General features: G+C 67.8%; 16 protein-coding genes. 5 read left to right on the top strand and 11 right to left on the bottom strand.

What is annotated here, in order from left to right:
* Window positions 1-166 precede the first annotated feature (166 nt).
* The gene (locus AB839_RS12510; RefSeq protein ID WP_061479612.1) at window positions 167-718 is read right to left on the bottom strand and encodes a M23 family metallopeptidase; all 552 of its coding nucleotides are present in this window, start codon (window positions 716-718) and stop codon (window positions 167-169) included.
* Between the two features lie 78 nt (window positions 719-796).
* A complete protein-coding gene (locus tag AB839_RS12505) occupies window positions 797-1,279 on the bottom strand; it encodes an Lrp/AsnC family transcriptional regulator (RefSeq protein WP_061479611.1) in 483 nt (160 codons plus the stop codon).
* A 72-nt stretch (window positions 1,280-1,351) separates the two neighbouring features.
* On the opposite strand from AB839_RS12505, the gene AB839_RS12500 reads away from it, so the two are divergent.
* Complete coding sequence (locus tag AB839_RS12500; protein WP_061479610.1) at window positions 1,352-2,221, top strand: EamA family transporter; 870 nt, start codon at window positions 1,352-1,354, stop codon at window positions 2,219-2,221.
* Between the two features lie 110 nt (window positions 2,222-2,331).
* Here the strand turns inward: AB839_RS12500 and AB839_RS12495 are convergent, their stop codons facing one another.
* The 4 genes from AB839_RS12495 to AB839_RS12480 all read right to left on the bottom strand — a co-directional run bounded on the left by AB839_RS12495 (window position 2,332) and on the right by AB839_RS12480 (window position 5,623).
* Complete coding sequence (locus tag AB839_RS12495) at window positions 2,332-3,099, bottom strand: endonuclease/exonuclease/phosphatase family protein (protein ID WP_061479609.1); 768 nt, start codon at window positions 3,097-3,099, stop codon at window positions 2,332-2,334.
* 23 nt (window positions 3,100-3,122) lie between these two features.
* Complete coding sequence (locus AB839_RS12490) at window positions 3,123-3,959, bottom strand: thiol:disulfide interchange protein DsbA/DsbL (RefSeq protein ID WP_061479608.1); 837 nt, start codon at window positions 3,957-3,959, stop codon at window positions 3,123-3,125.
* A 106-nt stretch (window positions 3,960-4,065) separates the two neighbouring features.
* Window positions 4,066-4,716 carry a thiol:disulfide interchange protein DsbA/DsbL gene (locus tag AB839_RS12485; RefSeq protein ID WP_061479607.1) on the bottom strand — a complete coding sequence of 217 codons (651 nt, stop codon included), beginning with the start codon at window positions 4,714-4,716 and terminating at the stop codon, window positions 4,066-4,068.
* A 106-nt stretch (window positions 4,717-4,822) separates the two neighbouring features.
* Window positions 4,823-5,623: a c-type cytochrome gene (locus tag AB839_RS12480; RefSeq protein WP_049414654.1), complete on the bottom strand. Its 801-nt coding sequence runs from the start codon at window positions 5,621-5,623 to the stop codon at window positions 4,823-4,825.
* Window positions 5,624-5,779: 156 nt separating this feature from the next.
* Between AB839_RS12480 and yihA the strand changes: the two genes are divergently transcribed.
* Window positions 5,780-6,382, top strand: coding sequence for a ribosome biogenesis GTP-binding protein YihA/YsxC (gene yihA / locus AB839_RS12475; protein WP_049414655.1), 603 nt, complete (start codon window positions 5,780-5,782; stop codon window positions 6,380-6,382).
* A gap of 99 nt (window positions 6,383-6,481) precedes the next feature.
* Here the strand turns inward: yihA and AB839_RS12470 are convergent, their stop codons facing one another.
* The 3 genes from AB839_RS12470 to AB839_RS12460 form a co-directional block, all read right to left on the bottom strand.
* Complete coding sequence (locus tag AB839_RS12470; protein WP_061479606.1) at window positions 6,482-7,456, bottom strand: MBL fold metallo-hydrolase; 975 nt, start codon at window positions 7,454-7,456, stop codon at window positions 6,482-6,484.
* Window positions 7,457-8,084: 628 nt separating this feature from the next.
* Window positions 8,085-8,909 (bottom strand): AraC family transcriptional regulator, encoded by an 825-nt coding sequence (locus AB839_RS12465; protein ID WP_061479605.1) that lies wholly within the window; start codon window positions 8,907-8,909, stop codon window positions 8,085-8,087.
* On the bottom strand, window positions 8,906-9,610 hold the full coding sequence (locus tag AB839_RS12460) for a VIT family protein (RefSeq protein ID WP_061479604.1): 705 nt from the start codon (window positions 9,608-9,610) through the stop codon (window positions 8,906-8,908). Before AB839_RS12460 ends, AB839_RS12465 begins: the two co-directional genes overlap by 4 nt.
* A gap of 152 nt (window positions 9,611-9,762) precedes the next feature.
* Between AB839_RS12460 and AB839_RS12455 the strand changes: the two genes are divergently transcribed.
* Window positions 9,763-11,127 carry a glutamate--cysteine ligase gene (locus AB839_RS12455; RefSeq protein WP_061479603.1) on the top strand — a complete coding sequence of 455 codons (1,365 nt, stop codon included), beginning with the start codon at window positions 9,763-9,765 and terminating at the stop codon, window positions 11,125-11,127.
* Between the two features lie 92 nt (window positions 11,128-11,219).
* On the opposite strand, the gene AB839_RS12450 is transcribed toward AB839_RS12455, so the two are convergent.
* On the bottom strand, window positions 11,220-12,278 hold the full coding sequence (locus AB839_RS12450) for an NAD(P)-dependent alcohol dehydrogenase (protein ID WP_061479602.1): 1,059 nt from the start codon (window positions 12,276-12,278) through the stop codon (window positions 11,220-11,222).
* Between the two features lie 107 nt (window positions 12,279-12,385).
* Between AB839_RS12450 and AB839_RS12445 the strand changes: the two genes are divergently transcribed.
* Window positions 12,386-13,270 (top strand): LysR family transcriptional regulator, encoded by an 885-nt coding sequence (locus AB839_RS12445; RefSeq protein WP_061479601.1) that lies wholly within the window; start codon window positions 12,386-12,388, stop codon window positions 13,268-13,270.
* Between the two features lie 126 nt (window positions 13,271-13,396).
* Here the strand turns inward: AB839_RS12445 and AB839_RS12440 are convergent, their stop codons facing one another.
* Window positions 13,397-13,813, bottom strand: coding sequence for a VOC family protein (locus tag AB839_RS12440; RefSeq protein ID WP_061479630.1), 417 nt, complete (start codon window positions 13,811-13,813; stop codon window positions 13,397-13,399).
* A gap of 114 nt (window positions 13,814-13,927) precedes the next feature.
* On the opposite strand from AB839_RS12440, the gene AB839_RS12435 reads away from it, so the two are divergent.
* The gene (locus AB839_RS12435) at window positions 13,928-14,605 is read left to right on the top strand and encodes an SMI1/KNR4 family protein (protein WP_061479600.1); all 678 of its coding nucleotides are present in this window, start codon (window positions 13,928-13,930) and stop codon (window positions 14,603-14,605) included.

Below are 14,605 nucleotides of genomic sequence, written 5' to 3'. Positions count from 1 at the left end.
GCGCGCTCGGCCAGCATCCAGAAGGCGAGGCGCTACGGGTGGGAAACGGGCGGGCAGGCCGTCCTGGCACCACCGGAAACGAAAGAAATAGTAATACGAACTATTCCTATTTACAAACCATGAACGCGGAAGGCGCTCACGCAGGACTCGACGCAGCACATGGCGTTCAGCGCAGCAGCGGCAGTGGATCGCGGGCACCGTCGGTGCCGTAGATGCCCCAGTGCAGGTGCGGCGGCGTGCCCTTGGCGTTGCCGCTGTCGCCGACGTGGCCGAGAAGGTCGCCGGCCTGGACCACCTGGCCGCGCGCCAGGCCCTCGGCCCAGTCGTCCAGATGGGCGTAGTAGTAGCGCTCGCGCCCGGGCCCGATCACCCACACCTGGCGGCCACCGAGGCCGCGGTCGCTGACATCCACGACGACGCCGGCGGTGGCACTGCGCACCGGGGTGCCGCGCCTGGCGAAGATGTCGATGCCGGCGTGGGAACGGTCACGGCCGCGCGGAGCGCCGAACGTATCGGCGATCTGGCGGGGCCGCACACCTTCCACCGGCACCGGAAGCTCGGTGGCCGGAGGCATCCGCGAGAGTGTCCACAGCAGTTTCGGTGCAGCGGCCCATGGGCTGTTCCACAGCGCCATCGCGGCAACGATCGCGATGGCCAGCCACAGGCCGCGCAGCAGCCAGCGGCGCAGGCGACGGGCGGGGGAGGGCGGTGTGTTCATGGTCTCCGACTGTAGCGCCGAGCCACGCTCGGCGGCTGTTACTTTGTGGTCAAAGCGCAGTCGAGCATGGCTCATGCGCTACAGAACCGGGGCCAGCGGCACTTCGAAACTGCGCTTCAACGTTCCCAGTGCCACCGAGGTGCGGAAGCGCTCGATGTTGTCATCGCCACCGAACAGGCGCTCGGTGATCGCTTCGTACTCCTCCATCGACGCGGCCGAAAGCAGCAGCAGGAAATCGCCATCGCCGGTGATCGAGTAGCACTGCTGCACCGCCGGGTCGTCCTGCACGCGGCGCTTGAACGGCGCCACGCGTTCACGCAGCTCGCTGACCACGCGCACCTCGACGATGATGGTCAGCGGCCGGCCGATCTTTGCAGCATCGATCACCGCCACATTGGCCGCGATCACGCCGCTGTCCTGCAGCCGCTTGATGCGTCGCTGCACGGCCGGGGTGGACAGGTGCACGGCCTCGGCGATCTCGCGCTGCGGCAGGGTGTTGTCCCGCTGCAGCAGGTCGAGGATGGCGCGGTCGAAGCTGTCGAGCACGGGGGCGGTGGCCATGGCGAGCAGAAGTTGCACGAACGGGCTGTCAATTGAGCCAAGTGCTCGGCGCCGGCGCAATAGACTTTGCCCATGCAGACCTCACGACTTGCGCCGATGTTGCCGGCGCTGGCGGTGCTCGGCTCGGTCACCTCGCTGGCCATCGGCACTTCCTACGCCAAACACCTGTTCCCGCTGATCGGCGCACAGGGCACCAGTGCGCTGCGCGTGGGCTTCTCGGCACTGTTGCTGCTGATGTTCTGGCGGCCATGGCGCTGGAAGACCCGCCGCGTGGACGCGATCACCATCCTGCGCTACGGGCTCACCCTGGGCCTGATGAACCTGCTGTTCTACATGGCGCTGCGCACGATTCCCTTCGGCATCGCGGTGGCCATCGAGTTCACCGGGCCGCTGACGGTAGCGATGCTGTCATCACGACGCCCCATCGACTTCGTCTGGGTGGGCTGCGCGGCGGTGGGGCTGTTGCTGCTGCTGCCGATCGGCGGTGGACCGGCGCTGGATCCGGCCGGCGTGCTGTATGCCATGGGCGCAGCGGCGTGCTGGGGCCTGTACATCGTGTTCGGCAAGCGTGCCGGCCACCTGCACGCCGGGCATTCGGTGTCGCTGGGGCTGCTGGCGGCTTCGCTGGTGGTGGTGCCGGTGGGCGTGGCGCATGCCGGTGCCGCGCTGCTCGATCCGAAGATCCTGGCGGCCGGCCTGCTGGTGGCGCTGGTCTCCAGCGCGATCCCGATGTCGCTGGAGATGATGGCGCTCAAGCGCCTGCCAAAGGAAACCTTCGGCATCCTGATCAGCATGGAGCCGGCGGTGGCCGCGCTGTGGGCGATGCTGCTGCTGCACGAGCACCTGCATGGATTGCAGTGGCTGGCGATCGGCTGCACGGTGCTGGCTTCGGTGGGCAGCACGATGACTGCGCGGGGGTTGAAGGCGTCGGCCACCGCCTGAAAAAAGGGGACGGAGGGGATTAAGTCGTTCATGCCCTGATTTAGGGGGCGCCAGGCGGCGGCAGGCGCGAAGCGTGCGGACCAACGGTCCGCACCTACCAGGGGGGCGGTTCAGCGCAGGGCGTCGGCCGGGACGTCGATCTGCATCGCCAGGGCGAGGTGATCGGAGAACGCGGCCGGTATGGCTTCCACGGTGCGGGTCTGCAGGCCACTGCTGACCAGGATGTGGTCGATGGCGCGGTCGGGGCGCCAGCTGGGGAAGGTCGGCACGATGCAGCCGGGCGGCTGCAGCCGGGTCTTCTGGTACAGCACCTGCATTTCCGGGCGTTCTGCCAGGCAGTTGAAGTCGCCCATCAGCACCGCGTTGGGATGGTCGGACAGCAGTTCGGCGATGAAGCCCAGCTGCGACATCCGCGATCCCGCGCCCAATGACAGATGCGCCACCGCCACCGCCAGGCCGTCGGTACCGTCGCCGAACTTGGCCAGCAGCACGCCGCGCCCGCCGATGCGGCCGGGCAGGGCGTGGTCCTGCACTTCCACCGGTTCGAGCTTGCTCAGCAGGCCATTGGCGCTGGAGGCGACCCCGCCCATGCGCCGGTTTGGCTGGTGGCTCCAGTAGTTGAAGCCGGCGCGCTGGGCCAGGTAATGGGTCTGGTTGGTGAAGCCCGAGCGCAGGCTGCCCGGGTCGGCCTCCTGCAGGCCGACGATGTCATGTTCGCGCGCCAAGGTGGCGATCGCGTCCAGGCTGCTGCGCTTGCGACCCGCCGGCAGCGCATGTGACCAGCTGCGGGTCACATAGTCGCTGTAACGGCGGGTACTTGAGCCGGCCTGGATGTTGGCCGTCAGCAAGCGCAGGGTCCGTGTACGGGGGGAATTCACGGCCGGGAAATGCTTCTCTTGGATCAGTGAGCCTGGGCCGCACCGCGTTCGCGGGCGATCAGGTGATCGGCGATGCGCAGCATGTCCGGGAAGCTCTTGCCCTTCACCAGGTACTTGCCGTTGACGATGATCGACGGGGTGCCGCTGATCTGGCTGCGCTGGGCGAACTGCTTGGCCGAGTTGGTCTTGGCATTCACCGCGAAGCTGCCCATGGTGGCCGCGAACTGCTTCGGATCGACGCCGTAGGCGGCGTAGAACTTGGCGATGTCTTCCACCGAGTCACGGCCGCGCTCGCCCTTCAGGGTCTTCTGCGAGTGGATGGCGGCGTACAGCGCTTCGTGGGTCTTCTCCTGCACGCCCAGGGTCTGCGCGGCGTAGAAGGCACGCGCGTAGTCATCCCAGGTGCCGCCGAACATGGCCGGCACGTAGACGAAGTTCACGTCGCTGGGCAGGCCGGCCTTCCACGGGCCGACCAGCGGCTGGAACGCGGCGCAGGCCGGGCAGACGTAGCCGAAGATCTCGGTCACTTCGATCTTGCCGGCGGCCGGCTGGAACGGCTGGCCGTTCGGGATCACCTGGTAGTCGGCACCTTCCACCGGAGCCGGGCCGGTCAGTGCGGCGGTGGTCGGGGCCGGTGCGGCGGCCGGCGCCGCTTCGGCCGGGGCCTTCTCGCCTTCAGCGGCAGCCGGCGCGGCGCCTTCGCTGCCCGCTGCCGGCGCAGCAGCCGGTTCGGTGCTGGCTGCCGGGGTGGCTGCCGGTTCGGCCGGGGCTGCGGTGGTGTTGGTGCTGCCGTCGTCGGCCTTGCAGGCGGCCAGGATCGGCAGCAGCGCTGCGAGGGCGAGGGCGTAACGGATCTTCATGGAAACGTCTCCAGCATCTGGAAAGGTGGGGCCGGCGGCATGCGCCGGCCAAGGGGAAATGATGACATGCGGCGGCGACAACGCCGTGTCGGTGGTGGGTGTTGGTTCAGCGGCCGCGGGCGGCGCGCGCCTGCGCGATCAGCGCCGAGGCAATGCGCAGCTGGTCGTCGAAGCTGTTGCCGCGCACCAGGTACTGGCCGTTGATGATGATGGCCGGGGTGCCCGGAATCTTGGTGCGCTGGGCGAACGCGCGCGCGGCGTCGACCTTCTTCTGCACGGCATCGCCGCGCAGGGCCTGGATGTAGCGGTCCGGGGTCACGCCGTAGGCCTTGTAGAAGGTGGCGAGCTCATCGGCCGAGACGTTCTGCATCGGCAGCGACCCCTGCTCGTGCAGGGCCTTGAACACGGCGGCATGGCTGCGCTTGGCCACGCCGACTTCATCGGCGGCGTAGTAGGCCAGGGCCCAGGCATCCCAGGCACCGCCGAAGGCCGCCGGGACCGGGGTGAAGCGCACGTCGGCCGGCAGCTTGGCCGCCCAGGCTTCCAGCTGCGGTTCGAAATGGGCGCAGTGCGGGCAGGTGTAGCCGAAGACTTCGACCACCTCGATCTTGCCGGCCAGCGGCTGGAACGGGCCCGGCTGGGCGATGCGCTCGTAGTCTTTGCCCTCGACCAGCGGGGCATTGGCGGGAGTGGCGGCGCAGGCTGCCAGCGGCAGCAGCACCAGCAAGGACAACAGCAGGCGGGAAATCAACCTCATCGACACGCATCTCCGTTGAAAAAAGCAACGCCGGCGCAGCCGCCGGCGTGAAGGAAACATACCGCAGCCGTGGGCCGACGTCGCGGCCCGGGCCGACCAGTGGTGGTCAGGGGGCGGCAGCCGGTTGTGCTGGCGTGGCCGTGGTGGCCACATCGTCGGCCTTGTTGTGCAGGCCCTGCAGGTAGCTCGACAGCGCCTGCACCTCCTGCTCGCTGAGCTTCTGCGCGACCGTGGCCATGATCTGGAAGTGCGCCTTGTCGGTCTCGTTGGTCTGGCCGGCCTGGTACTCCTGCAGGCGGCGCGCGACATAGCTGGCGTGCTGGCCACCGAGATGCGGATAGGCCGGGCCGGGATTGCCGGCACCGCTGGGGCCATGGCAGGCCATGCAGGCCGGCAGGCCACGCTTGGCATCGCCGCCGCGGTACAGCTGCTGGCCGATCTCGTAGAACTTCATGCCCTTGTAGGGACCCTCGGTGACCGCCGTGTCATCGGCGATGCCGGCGTTGGCTTTCTGCGTGGCGAAGTAGGCGCCGATATCACGCATGTCCTGCGGGGTGAGGTTCTGCACGAACGGCACCATCGCCACTGCCGCGCCGGAACTGCGCTGGCCGTTGGCGATCAGGGCCATCTGCTGGGCCACGTAGCGCTCGCTCTGGCCGGCAATGGACGGATACATCTCCACCGTGGAATTGCCGTCGACGCCATGACAGGCCGCGCAGGCCGAGGCCTTGGCCTGGCCGGCCTTGGCATCGCCCCAGTGGGTCTTGCTGAAATCCACCTCCAGCGAGGCGGTGTTGATCGGCCCATTGTCGGGCAGCGGGGTCAACGTGGTCTGCGCGAACGCAGCAGCGGCAACGACTACAGCAGTGGCAAGGGCGGATACGGCAAGAACGCGAGCGTGGCGCATGCTGAAGCTCCGTATGGACCGGGCCGGGCGGTGGCCGCCGGCATCGTTCGGATTATCAACGCCGTTTCCGCGCACGGTCAACGCAGCAGTGCAGCAAAATGCCCGCAAAGGCCGCCGGCACGGGCGCGCGGCGCCGCAACATGCGATCCTAGGCACATGTCATTGCTCATCGAACGCGCCCGTTACCACCTTTCGGCCCATAACGTGCGGCAGCTGCCGCCCGACGAAGGGGCCGAAGTGGCCTTCGCCGGCCGCTCCAACGCCGGCAAGTCCAGTGCGCTCAACGCGCTGACCCGCCAGAACGCCCTGGCGCGTGTCTCCAAGACCCCCGGCCGTACCCAGCAGCTGGTGTTCTTCCAGGTCACCCCGGAGGCGCATCTGGTCGACCTGCCCGGTTACGGCTACGCCAAGGTGCCGCTGGACCTGCAGGCGCACTGGCAGGCCTTCATCGACAAGTACTTCCGCACCCGCGAGGCCCTGAAGGGGCTGGTGGTGGTGATGGACATCCGTCATCCGCTGAAGGACTACGACCGGCAGATGCTGTCCTATGCCGTGCAGCGCGGCCTGCCGGCGCACGCCCTGCTGACCAAGGCCGACAAGCTCAGCCGCAGCCAGCAGATGCAGTCCCTGCAGAAGGTGCGCAAGGAGCTGCAATCGGCCTACGGTGACAGCGTCAGCGTGCAGGTGTTCTCCGGCGAAGACCGTACCGGCGTGGACGAAGCCCGCGCCGTGATCGGCGGCTGGCTGGGGCTGGAATAGGGCCTTCCCTGCCTTCCTGTAGAGCCGAGCCTACGCTCGGCTGCGGAATCCCGGCACGCTGCGCGTGGTAGCCGGGCATGGGCTCGGCGCTACACGAGGTCATTTCAACGGCGAATACTCCGCCGGCACCCAAGCGTAGGCCTGGCCTTCGCTGCGGACGTGGCCCAGGCCCGGGAACGGCAGGTGCGCACCGGCCACCCACCAGCCGTTGGCGGTGGCCTGCTGCAGCAGCCCGCGACGGCTGGCGATGGCCGCCTTGCGGTCCGAATCGGCCTCGAACGAGGCCTCCGGGTGCGCGAACTGCACCGCATGGAAGTGCAGCACGTCGCCCCACACCAGCAGTGACTGGCCCTGGCTGTCGAACCGGTAGGAGACGTGGCCGGGGGTGTGGCCATGGGTGTCCATCGCCACCGCGCCGCCGGGCAGGGCATCGCCGGGGTTGAACGTGCGCAGGTGGCCACTGGCCTGGTACGGCGCCACCGCGTTGCGCGCCAGCGGGAAGGCGAAGCGCACACCCTTCGGCGCAGAAGCCTCGCTGGCCGGGTTGAGCCAGTAGTCGGCATCGGCCCTGGACAGCCACACCGTGGCATTCGGGTAGGCCGGCTTGCCCTGCGCATCGAGCACCCCGCACAGGTGGTCCGGATGGGCGTGGGTCAGCAGCACCTCGTCCACCTCGGCCGGGTCCACGCCGGAGGCGCGCAGGTTGCCCAGCACCTGGCCCAGGCCGGGGCCGAAGCACTGCGCGGTGCCGGTATCGACCAGGGTCAGGTGGTTGCCCTGGCGCACCAGGAAGGCGTTGATCGCGGTCTGCAGGCCCTTCTTGTCTTCGGGCACGTAGCGGCCTTCCAACAGGCGGCTGACCAGTGTCGGCGGCACGTCGACCACTTCCTGCCGACCCAGCGCGACCACGCCGTCGAACAGGGCGGTGACCTGCAGCGCACCGACGCGCTGGTGGTAGACGCCGGGCACCTGCTGGGTGGGCGCGGGCGAGGTGGCTTCGGCCAGCGCGGCCAGTGGCAGGGCGGACAGGGCCAGCAGCAGGGCGGTGCGCAGGGGCAGGTAACGCAGGGTCATGGCGGTTCTCGGTGGACGACGGGCGATTCCGTTGCTGCATAGCGTGCCGCGGCCGGCGTGTGCACGGCGCTCAAACCACTACGTGGAATGCTCAGGGAAGGGTGGGGCAGGGCTGCGCCCTGCACCCGCAGAGGCAACAGCAACAGCAACAGCAACAGCAACAGCAACAGCAACAGCGGGCTATCCGTGGGATGGCGGGGCGGGTCCGGTTGCGGGGGACGCCGCAAGTACGTCCCTGTAGGCTCGGTCGCGCCATCCATGGCGCTCACGCCCCCGCAACCGGACCCACCCCGCCTTCGACAGTTTTCCGCGAACTGTTGGAGATGCTCTTGGGGTCAGATCCGTTTTCCGCAGGAAAACGGATCTGACCCCAGAGTTTCATTCGATATCTGACAGATGTGTCGACCAAGGTCGACACCTACCAACAGCCGAGTGAACCTGTCGAAGGTGGGGCGGTGTCGGAGTGCGGGGTGTCAGCCGCATGGATGCGGCTGCCAAGCCTACAGGGACGTACTTGCGGCGTCCCCGCACTCCGGCACCGCCCTGCCATCCCACGGATAGCCCGGTGTTGCTGTTGCTTCTGCCGTTGCCTCTGCAGGTGCAGGGCTGCAAGCCCTGCCGCCCCCCCTCAAATGTCTGTGGGAGCCAGCCCGTACTGCTCGGCGAAGCGCTTGCTGAAACTGGCCGCAGACCGGTAGCCCGCGCGTGCGGCTACGGTCTTCAGCGGCAGGTCGGTGGTGTAGAGCAACTGCATGCCATGCGCCAGCCGGGCCTCGGTGAGCAGCTGGCGCAGGCTGGTGTCCTCGGCGGCGAGCCGACGGCGCAGGGTCGCGCCGCTCAGCGCGAACAGCGCTTCCACATCACGCGATTGCCAGTCGCGAGCCGGCTCGGCGGCGATGCGGTCGCGGATCTGTTCGCCCAGGCTCGGCGCCTGCGGCAGCAGCAGGTTGCCGTGGCCCTGCCGGCACAGGGTCAGTACCAACGAGGCCAGGGCCAGCCGCGCTTCGCTGTAACGGCCGTCCTGCAGCGATTGCCGCCACTGGCGCAGCACCACGCCATGATCGATCAACGGCAGTCGCGCCATCGCATGACCGGCGGCGGGAAGCTCCCCGCTCCACAGCGTACGTGCGGCCGCCAGCACTTCGGCACACAGCGGCACGATGGCGCTGAGGTAGCGGCCACTGCGTGGGTCGGGGGTGTTGACCACATCGATGCGGCAGCGCTGGGTCAGCAGCAGGATGTCGCCGGGGATGAACTCCAGCGACTGGTGCGCGGTACGCACCTGCTTGCGGCCTTCCAGCAGGATCGCGAACTGTGGTTGTGGAATCTCCACCGAGCTGGCGCCATGTTCGCGCCGAGCGGTGATGCACGCATAACCTTCGGCGCGTGCGCAGCCGGCCAGGCTGGCCATCTCGGCCAGCAGTGCGGTGGCCGGTGGCAGCATGGCGGTCATGACACGTGGGCACCGAACAGGCGACCGACGCCGGCCGCCGCGGCCATCGCCAATGCGCCCCAGAACATCACCCGGATCGCGCCGCGAACCGGCGGTGCGCCGCCGGCCCCGGCCGCCACTGCGCCGGTCAGGCACAGGCCGAGCAGGGTACTGGCCGTGGTCATCAGTGCGACCCTGTCGGCCGGCGCGAGCAGGGCGGTCAGCACCGGCAGCGCCGCGCCGCAGGTGAACGCACCGGCCGAGGCCAACGCTGCCTGCAGCGGGCGGGCGCGCAGGGTATCGGTGATGCCCAGTTCGTCGCGGGCGTGGGCACCCAGCGCATCATGGGCGGTGAGCTGTTCGGCCACCTGCCGTGCCAGCGCAGGCTCCAGGCCGCGGTGGCGATAGATCGCGGCCAGCTCCTCCAGCTCGCTGTGCGGATTTTCGCGCAGCTCGCGCTTTTCCATTGCCAGGTCTGCGTCTTCGGTGTCGGCCTGGGTCTGTACCGAGACGTACTCGCCGGCGGCCATCGACATCGCGCCGGCCACGGTGCCGGCCACGCCGGTGGCGAGGATGGTGGTAGCGGAGGCGCCGCCGGCGGCCACGCCCACCACCAGGCCGGCCACCGAGACGATGCCATCATTGGCGCCCAGCACGGCGGCACGCAGCCAGCCGACGCGCTCGGAGCGGTGCAGTTCGGGGTGTCGTGAATGGCGGCTCATGACGTTGAGTGTACGAGGGTCAAGAGGGCGTCGGTAGGATGCTGAAACCCGTCACCGTCGCATGACGCAACGAGGTGCCACGCTATAGTGCGCCCTTGCGATGGAAGGCCGCGAGCCCCACATCCCCCGCCACCGTCCAGCGAGCCTTCCCCTTGTCGAGCCCCAGCCACGTCGCCGATACCCCCATTACCGACCGCTCGCAGCTGGTGGAGGTGATCGCCTCCGGCGAGAAGCCCCGCGCGCAGTGGCGCATCGGCACCGAGCACGAGAAGTTCGGGTTCCGCCTGGATGACCTGCGCCCGCCGACCTTCGAGGGGGAGCGCGGCATCGAAGCACTGCTCAACGGCCTGGTCCGCTTCGGCTGGGAGCCGGTACAGGAGAATGGCCGCACCATCGCCCTGCTGCGCGATGGGGCCTCGGTGACGCTGGAACCGGCCGGCCAGCTGGAGCTGTCCGGTGCGGCGCTGGAGACCATCCACCAGACCTGCGTGGAGACCGGCACCCACCTCAACGAAGTGGCGCAGGTGGCCGGCGAACTGCAGCTGGGCTTCCTCGGCATGGGCTTCCAGCCGAAGTGGAAGCGCGATGAAATGCCGTGGATGCCGAAGGGCCGCTACAAGATCATGCGTTCGTACATGCCCAAGGTCGGTTCGCTGGGCCTGGACATGATGACCCGCACCTGCACGGTGCAGGTGAACCTGGACTACGCCACCGAAGCGGACATGGTGAAGAAGTTCCGCGTGTCGCTGGCGCTGCAGCCGATCGCCACCGCGCTGTTCGCCGATTCGCCGTTCACCGAAGGCAAGCCGAACGGCTACCTGAGCTATCGCTCGCACATCTGGACCGACACCGACGCCGACCGCACCGGCATGCTCGACTTCGTGTTCGAGGATGGATTCGGCTACGAGCGCTATGTCGATTACCTGCTCGACGTGCCGATGTACTTCTCCTATCGCGACGGCACCTACCACGACGCCAGCGGGCAGAGTTTCCGCGACTTCATGCAGGGCAAGCTGCCGGTGCTGCCGGGCGCGTTGCCGACCCTGCGCGACTGGTCGGACCACATGACCACCGCGTTCCCGGAAGTGCGCCTGAAGAAGTACCTGGAAATGCGCGGCGCCGATGGTGGCCCGTGGAGCCGCCTGTGTGCGCTGCCGGCGTTCTGGGTGGGCCTGCTGTACGACGACACTGCGCTGGACGCTGCCTGGGACCTGGTGCGTGACTTCACCCTGGCCGAGCGCCATGCGCTGCGTGACGGCGTGCCGAAGCATGCAATGAACCTGCCGTTCCGCAACGGCACGGTGCGCGACCTGGCCCGGGAAGCGGTCAGGATTTCCGTGGAAGGCCTCAAGCGCCGTGCGGCGCGCAATGCCGATGGCCAGGACGAGAGCAAGTTCCTGGACGTGCTGCAGGAGATCGTCGAATCCGGCCTGACCCCGGCCGAGCGCAAGCTGGCGCTGTTCCATGGCCGCTGGCATGGTGACGTCGATCCGGTGTTCCGCGAGTTCGCGTACTGACCGTCATGCGGGGTTGCCGGCCAGCGGCCGGCATTACCCAAAAGAAAAACCCCGGCATTGCCGGGGTTTTTCATTTCCAGATCCGTCTTGGCTCAGGCCGCGTTCTTCAACGTCGCCATGTCGATCACGAAGCGGTAGCGCACATCGTTCTTCGCCATGCGCTCCCAGGCTTCGTTGACGTTCCTGATGTCGATCATCTCCACATCGCTGACGATGCCGTGCTCGGCACAGAAGTCCATCATTTCCTGGGTTTCGGCCATGCCGCCGATCGCCGAGCCGGTCAGGTGCTTGCGGCCGAAGATCACGCTGCCGCCGGTCAGCGGCGGGTCCAGTTCGGTCAGCACGCCCACCAGGCACATGGTGGCTTCGCGCTTGAGCAGGCCCATGTACGGATTGGTGTCATGGCTGACCGGGATGGTATTGAGCAGGAAGTCGAAGCTGCCGGCGTGCGCCTTCATCTGCGCCGCATCGCGCGAGACCAGCACCTCATCGGCGCCCAGGCGCTTGGCATCGGCGCCCTTTTCCGGGGTGGTGGTGATCATCACCACGTGCGCGCCGAGCGCCTTGGCGAACTTCACGCCCATGTGGCCGAGGCCGCCGAGGCCGATCACGCCGACCTTCTGGCCCGGGCCGACCTTCCAATGGCGCAGCGGCGACCACGTGGTAATGCCGGCGCACAGCAGCGGTGCGGCCGCCTTCAGGTCGAGGGTATCGGAGACCTTCACCACGAAGCGCTGCTCTACCACCACGTGGTCGGAATAGCCGCCGTAGGTCGGTGCGCCGCTTTCGCGTTCACGGCCGTTGTAGGTCCAGGTCGCGCCCTCGGCGCAGTACTGCTCCAGGTCGTGCTGGCAGGCGTCGCAGTGGCGGCAGGAGTCGACCATGCAACCCACGCCGGCGTGGTCGCCGACCTTGAAGCGGGTAACGTTGCTGCCGACCTCGGTGACGCGGCCGATGATCTCGTGGCCCGGCACCATCGGGTAGATCGAGCCACCCCAGTCATCGCGGGCCTGGTGCAGGTCGGAGTGGCAGATGCCGCTGTAGAGGATCTCGATGCGCACATCGTCGGGACCGACCGCACGGCGTTCGAACTCATAGGGGACCAGCGGAGCGGTATGGGAATGGGCGGCGTAACCACGGGCGAGGGACATGGGGAATCCTTGGCAGGGTTTATCGAAAGGCGCTTTACAATACGCCGCGTTCCCAATGGCAAGAAGCGTGGATATCGGCATGATTCATCAAGTGAAACTGCACAATCATGGCCACTGACAACCTTTCCCACCTGGCCGCGTTCGCGGCGGTTGCCCGCCACCGCAGCTTCCGCCGCGCTGGCGCCGAGCTGGCGCTGTCGACCTCGGCGGTGAGCTATGCGATCCGCGCGCTGGAAGAACGACTGGGCGTGGGCCTGTTCCACCGCACCACGCGCAGCGTGGCCCTGACCGAGGCCGGGCAGCGCCTGCTGGAGCGCTTGCAGCCGGCGCTGGGGCAGGTGCATGACGCGTTGGAAGAAATGAACCACTTCCGCGCCGCCCCGGCCGGCCTGCTGCGCATCAACGCCACCCGCGCGGCGGTGGCGACCCAGCTGCGGCCGCGGCTGGCGCGCTTCCTGCACGCTCATCCCGACGTGCGGGTGGAGCTGACCGAAAATGATGGGCTGGTCGACATCGTCGCCGAGGGCTACGACGCCGGCGTGCGCCTGCACGAGTTCGTGCCCGAGGACATGGTGGCGGTGCCGATGGGGCCGCCGCTGCGTGGGCTGATCGTCGGCTCGCCGGATTACCTGCGGCGGCATCCGGCGCCGCTGCATCCGCGCGACCTGGCCGCGCATGAATGCATCCGCTTCCGCTTTGCCAGCGGGCATCTGTACAAATGGCAGTTCGAGCGCGGTGGGCAGGCGCTGGAAATCGACGTGCCCGGACGGCTGACGCTGAGCGAGCAGGGCACCGTGGTCGGCGCGGTACTTGATGGCATCGGCCTGGCCTACGTGCTGGAAGACACCGCGCGGCCGTATATCGAATCGGGGCAGATGGTGGCGGTGCTGGAAGACTGGAGCGAGCCGTTCGCCGGGTTTGCGCTGTACTACCCGAAGCAACGGCAGATGCCCGGTGCGTTGCGTGCGTTCGTGGATATGCTGCGCGAGTGAGGTGCGGTGGTTTGCATCCACGCCGTGCGTGGATCTACTGCCGAACGACAACCTCCATGCGTTGCTTGAAGCGGATCAGTAGATCCGCGCCATGCGTGGATTGGCGCCCGCGACGCAGCCAGCAATTCATTCGACCAGCGCGTCGTAGCCTTCGCCACTGAACTGGATCAGGCAGAAGCCGTGCCCGAACGGATCGGCCAGCACGGCGATACGGCCCCAGCGGCGCTCGCGCACCGGTTGCTCGAGCATCGCCCCGGCCGCGACCGCACGCATCAACGCGGCATCGATGTCCTCCACCACCCAGTCCAGGTGCAGCGGGGTCCAGTGGCGCTCGTAGTCACGCACGTCGCCGTCTTCGGTGGCGGCGCTGCCAGCCTCGTTCTGCAGCAGATAGAGCGGTGTTGGCCCACCGAGCAGTTCCACCGCGCCGGTACCGAGCCGACGACCGATGCGCAATCCAAATGAGGCCAGGTAGAACGCTTCGGCGGCGGCCAGGTCGGGCACGTCGATGTTGATGATGAAGTTGCGGGCAGTGGCGTTCATGGCAGTGATTTCCAGCATCCGGTGATTGCAGTCTAGTCCCGCCACCTGTTGCTGCCGGTTCATCTCCTGCGAGGATTCGGGCAAGCTGGGCGACCTCTATCGACAAGGACTTCCATGAGCGCGCTATCCGACATCGAACAGGCCACCGGCCAGGCCTTCCCGCCCCTGTTCAAGCAGTTGCATGCAGCGGGTCGGTTGAGCTGGGGCAGTCCGCATCCGGAATGGTCCGAGGTGGTGTTCCCGACGCTGCAGGCGGATCCGCCGGTGCTGCTGTACGCGCAGGAATACGAACCACTGGAACACGATGAGCTGCTCGAAGCGTGGCAGGAGCTGACCGCCGAGGATCATTACAATCCCCTGCGTCCCGACCTGCAGTTGCTGCCGTTTGCGCGGACCGGCGGCGGCGACAGCTACTGCTTCTGGAGCAACGCGCCCGATTCTGCCGAGCCGCCCGTCGTGCTCGTGTGGCATGACGATGATCGTGCCGATGTGCTGGCCGCCAACTACCAGGATTTCCTGTTCCGCAAGATGGTCGAAGCCGTTGCCGACTACCAAGCGCCGTATACGCTGCTGTCGCACGGCGAGCTGGCCGGCAATCTGCAGCGCTGGCTGCAGAGCCACCAGTCGTTCCTGCGCGGCGACCAGTTCGCGGCGTTGCAGCGGTTGTTCGCCCGCGTTGACGATATTGAAGAAGGAAACATCAGCGAAGACGACGCACAGGCCATCGTCGTTGAAGTGATCGGCTTCGAGCGGTTGGACGAGTCGTTCGCTTACGTGCGCGAGGAGGCTTGA

The sequence above is a fragment of the Stenotrophomonas sp. DDT-1 genome (genome assembly GCF_001580555.1).
GTDB classification, from domain to species: domain Bacteria; phylum Pseudomonadota; class Gammaproteobacteria; order Xanthomonadales; family Xanthomonadaceae; genus Stenotrophomonas; species Stenotrophomonas sepilia.
This window is presented reverse-complemented; position numbering and strand designations above follow the sequence as displayed.

Excerpts from the sequence above, each read along its gene's own strand:
- AB839_RS12510 (WP_061479612.1), bottom strand. The coding sequence starts at position 718 with ATGAACACACCGCCCTCCCCCGCCCGTCGCCTGCGCCGCTGGCTGCTG.
- AB839_RS12505 (WP_061479611.1), bottom strand. The coding sequence starts at position 1,279 with ATGGCCACCGCCCCCGTGCTCGACAGCTTCGACCGCGCCATCCTCGAC.
- AB839_RS12500 (WP_061479610.1), top strand. The coding sequence starts at position 1,352 with ATGCAGACCTCACGACTTGCGCCGATGTTGCCGGCGCTGGCGGTGCTC.
- AB839_RS12490 (WP_061479608.1), bottom strand. The coding sequence starts at position 3,959 with ATGAAGATCCGTTACGCCCTCGCCCTCGCAGCGCTGCTGCCGATCCTG.
- AB839_RS12485 (WP_061479607.1), bottom strand. The coding sequence starts at position 4,716 with ATGAGGTTGATTTCCCGCCTGCTGTTGTCCTTGCTGGTGCTGCTGCCG.
- AB839_RS12480 (WP_049414654.1), bottom strand. The coding sequence starts at position 5,623 with ATGCGCCACGCTCGCGTTCTTGCCGTATCCGCCCTTGCCACTGCTGTA.
- yihA (WP_049414655.1), top strand. The coding sequence starts at position 5,780 with ATGTCATTGCTCATCGAACGCGCCCGTTACCACCTTTCGGCCCATAAC.
- AB839_RS12470 (WP_061479606.1), bottom strand. The coding sequence starts at position 7,456 with ATGACCCTGCGTTACCTGCCCCTGCGCACCGCCCTGCTGCTGGCCCTG.
- AB839_RS12465 (WP_061479605.1), bottom strand. The coding sequence starts at position 8,909 with ATGACCGCCATGCTGCCACCGGCCACCGCACTGCTGGCCGAGATGGCC.
- AB839_RS12460 (WP_061479604.1), bottom strand. The coding sequence starts at position 9,610 with ATGAGCCGCCATTCACGACACCCCGAACTGCACCGCTCCGAGCGCGTC.
- AB839_RS12450 (WP_061479602.1), bottom strand. The coding sequence starts at position 12,278 with ATGTCCCTCGCCCGTGGTTACGCCGCCCATTCCCATACCGCTCCGCTG.
- AB839_RS12445 (WP_061479601.1), top strand. The coding sequence starts at position 12,386 with ATGGCCACTGACAACCTTTCCCACCTGGCCGCGTTCGCGGCGGTTGCC.
- AB839_RS12440 (WP_061479630.1), bottom strand. The coding sequence starts at position 13,813 with ATGAACGCCACTGCCCGCAACTTCATCATCAACATCGACGTGCCCGAC.
- AB839_RS12435 (WP_061479600.1), top strand. The coding sequence starts at position 13,928 with ATGAGCGCGCTATCCGACATCGAACAGGCCACCGGCCAGGCCTTCCCG.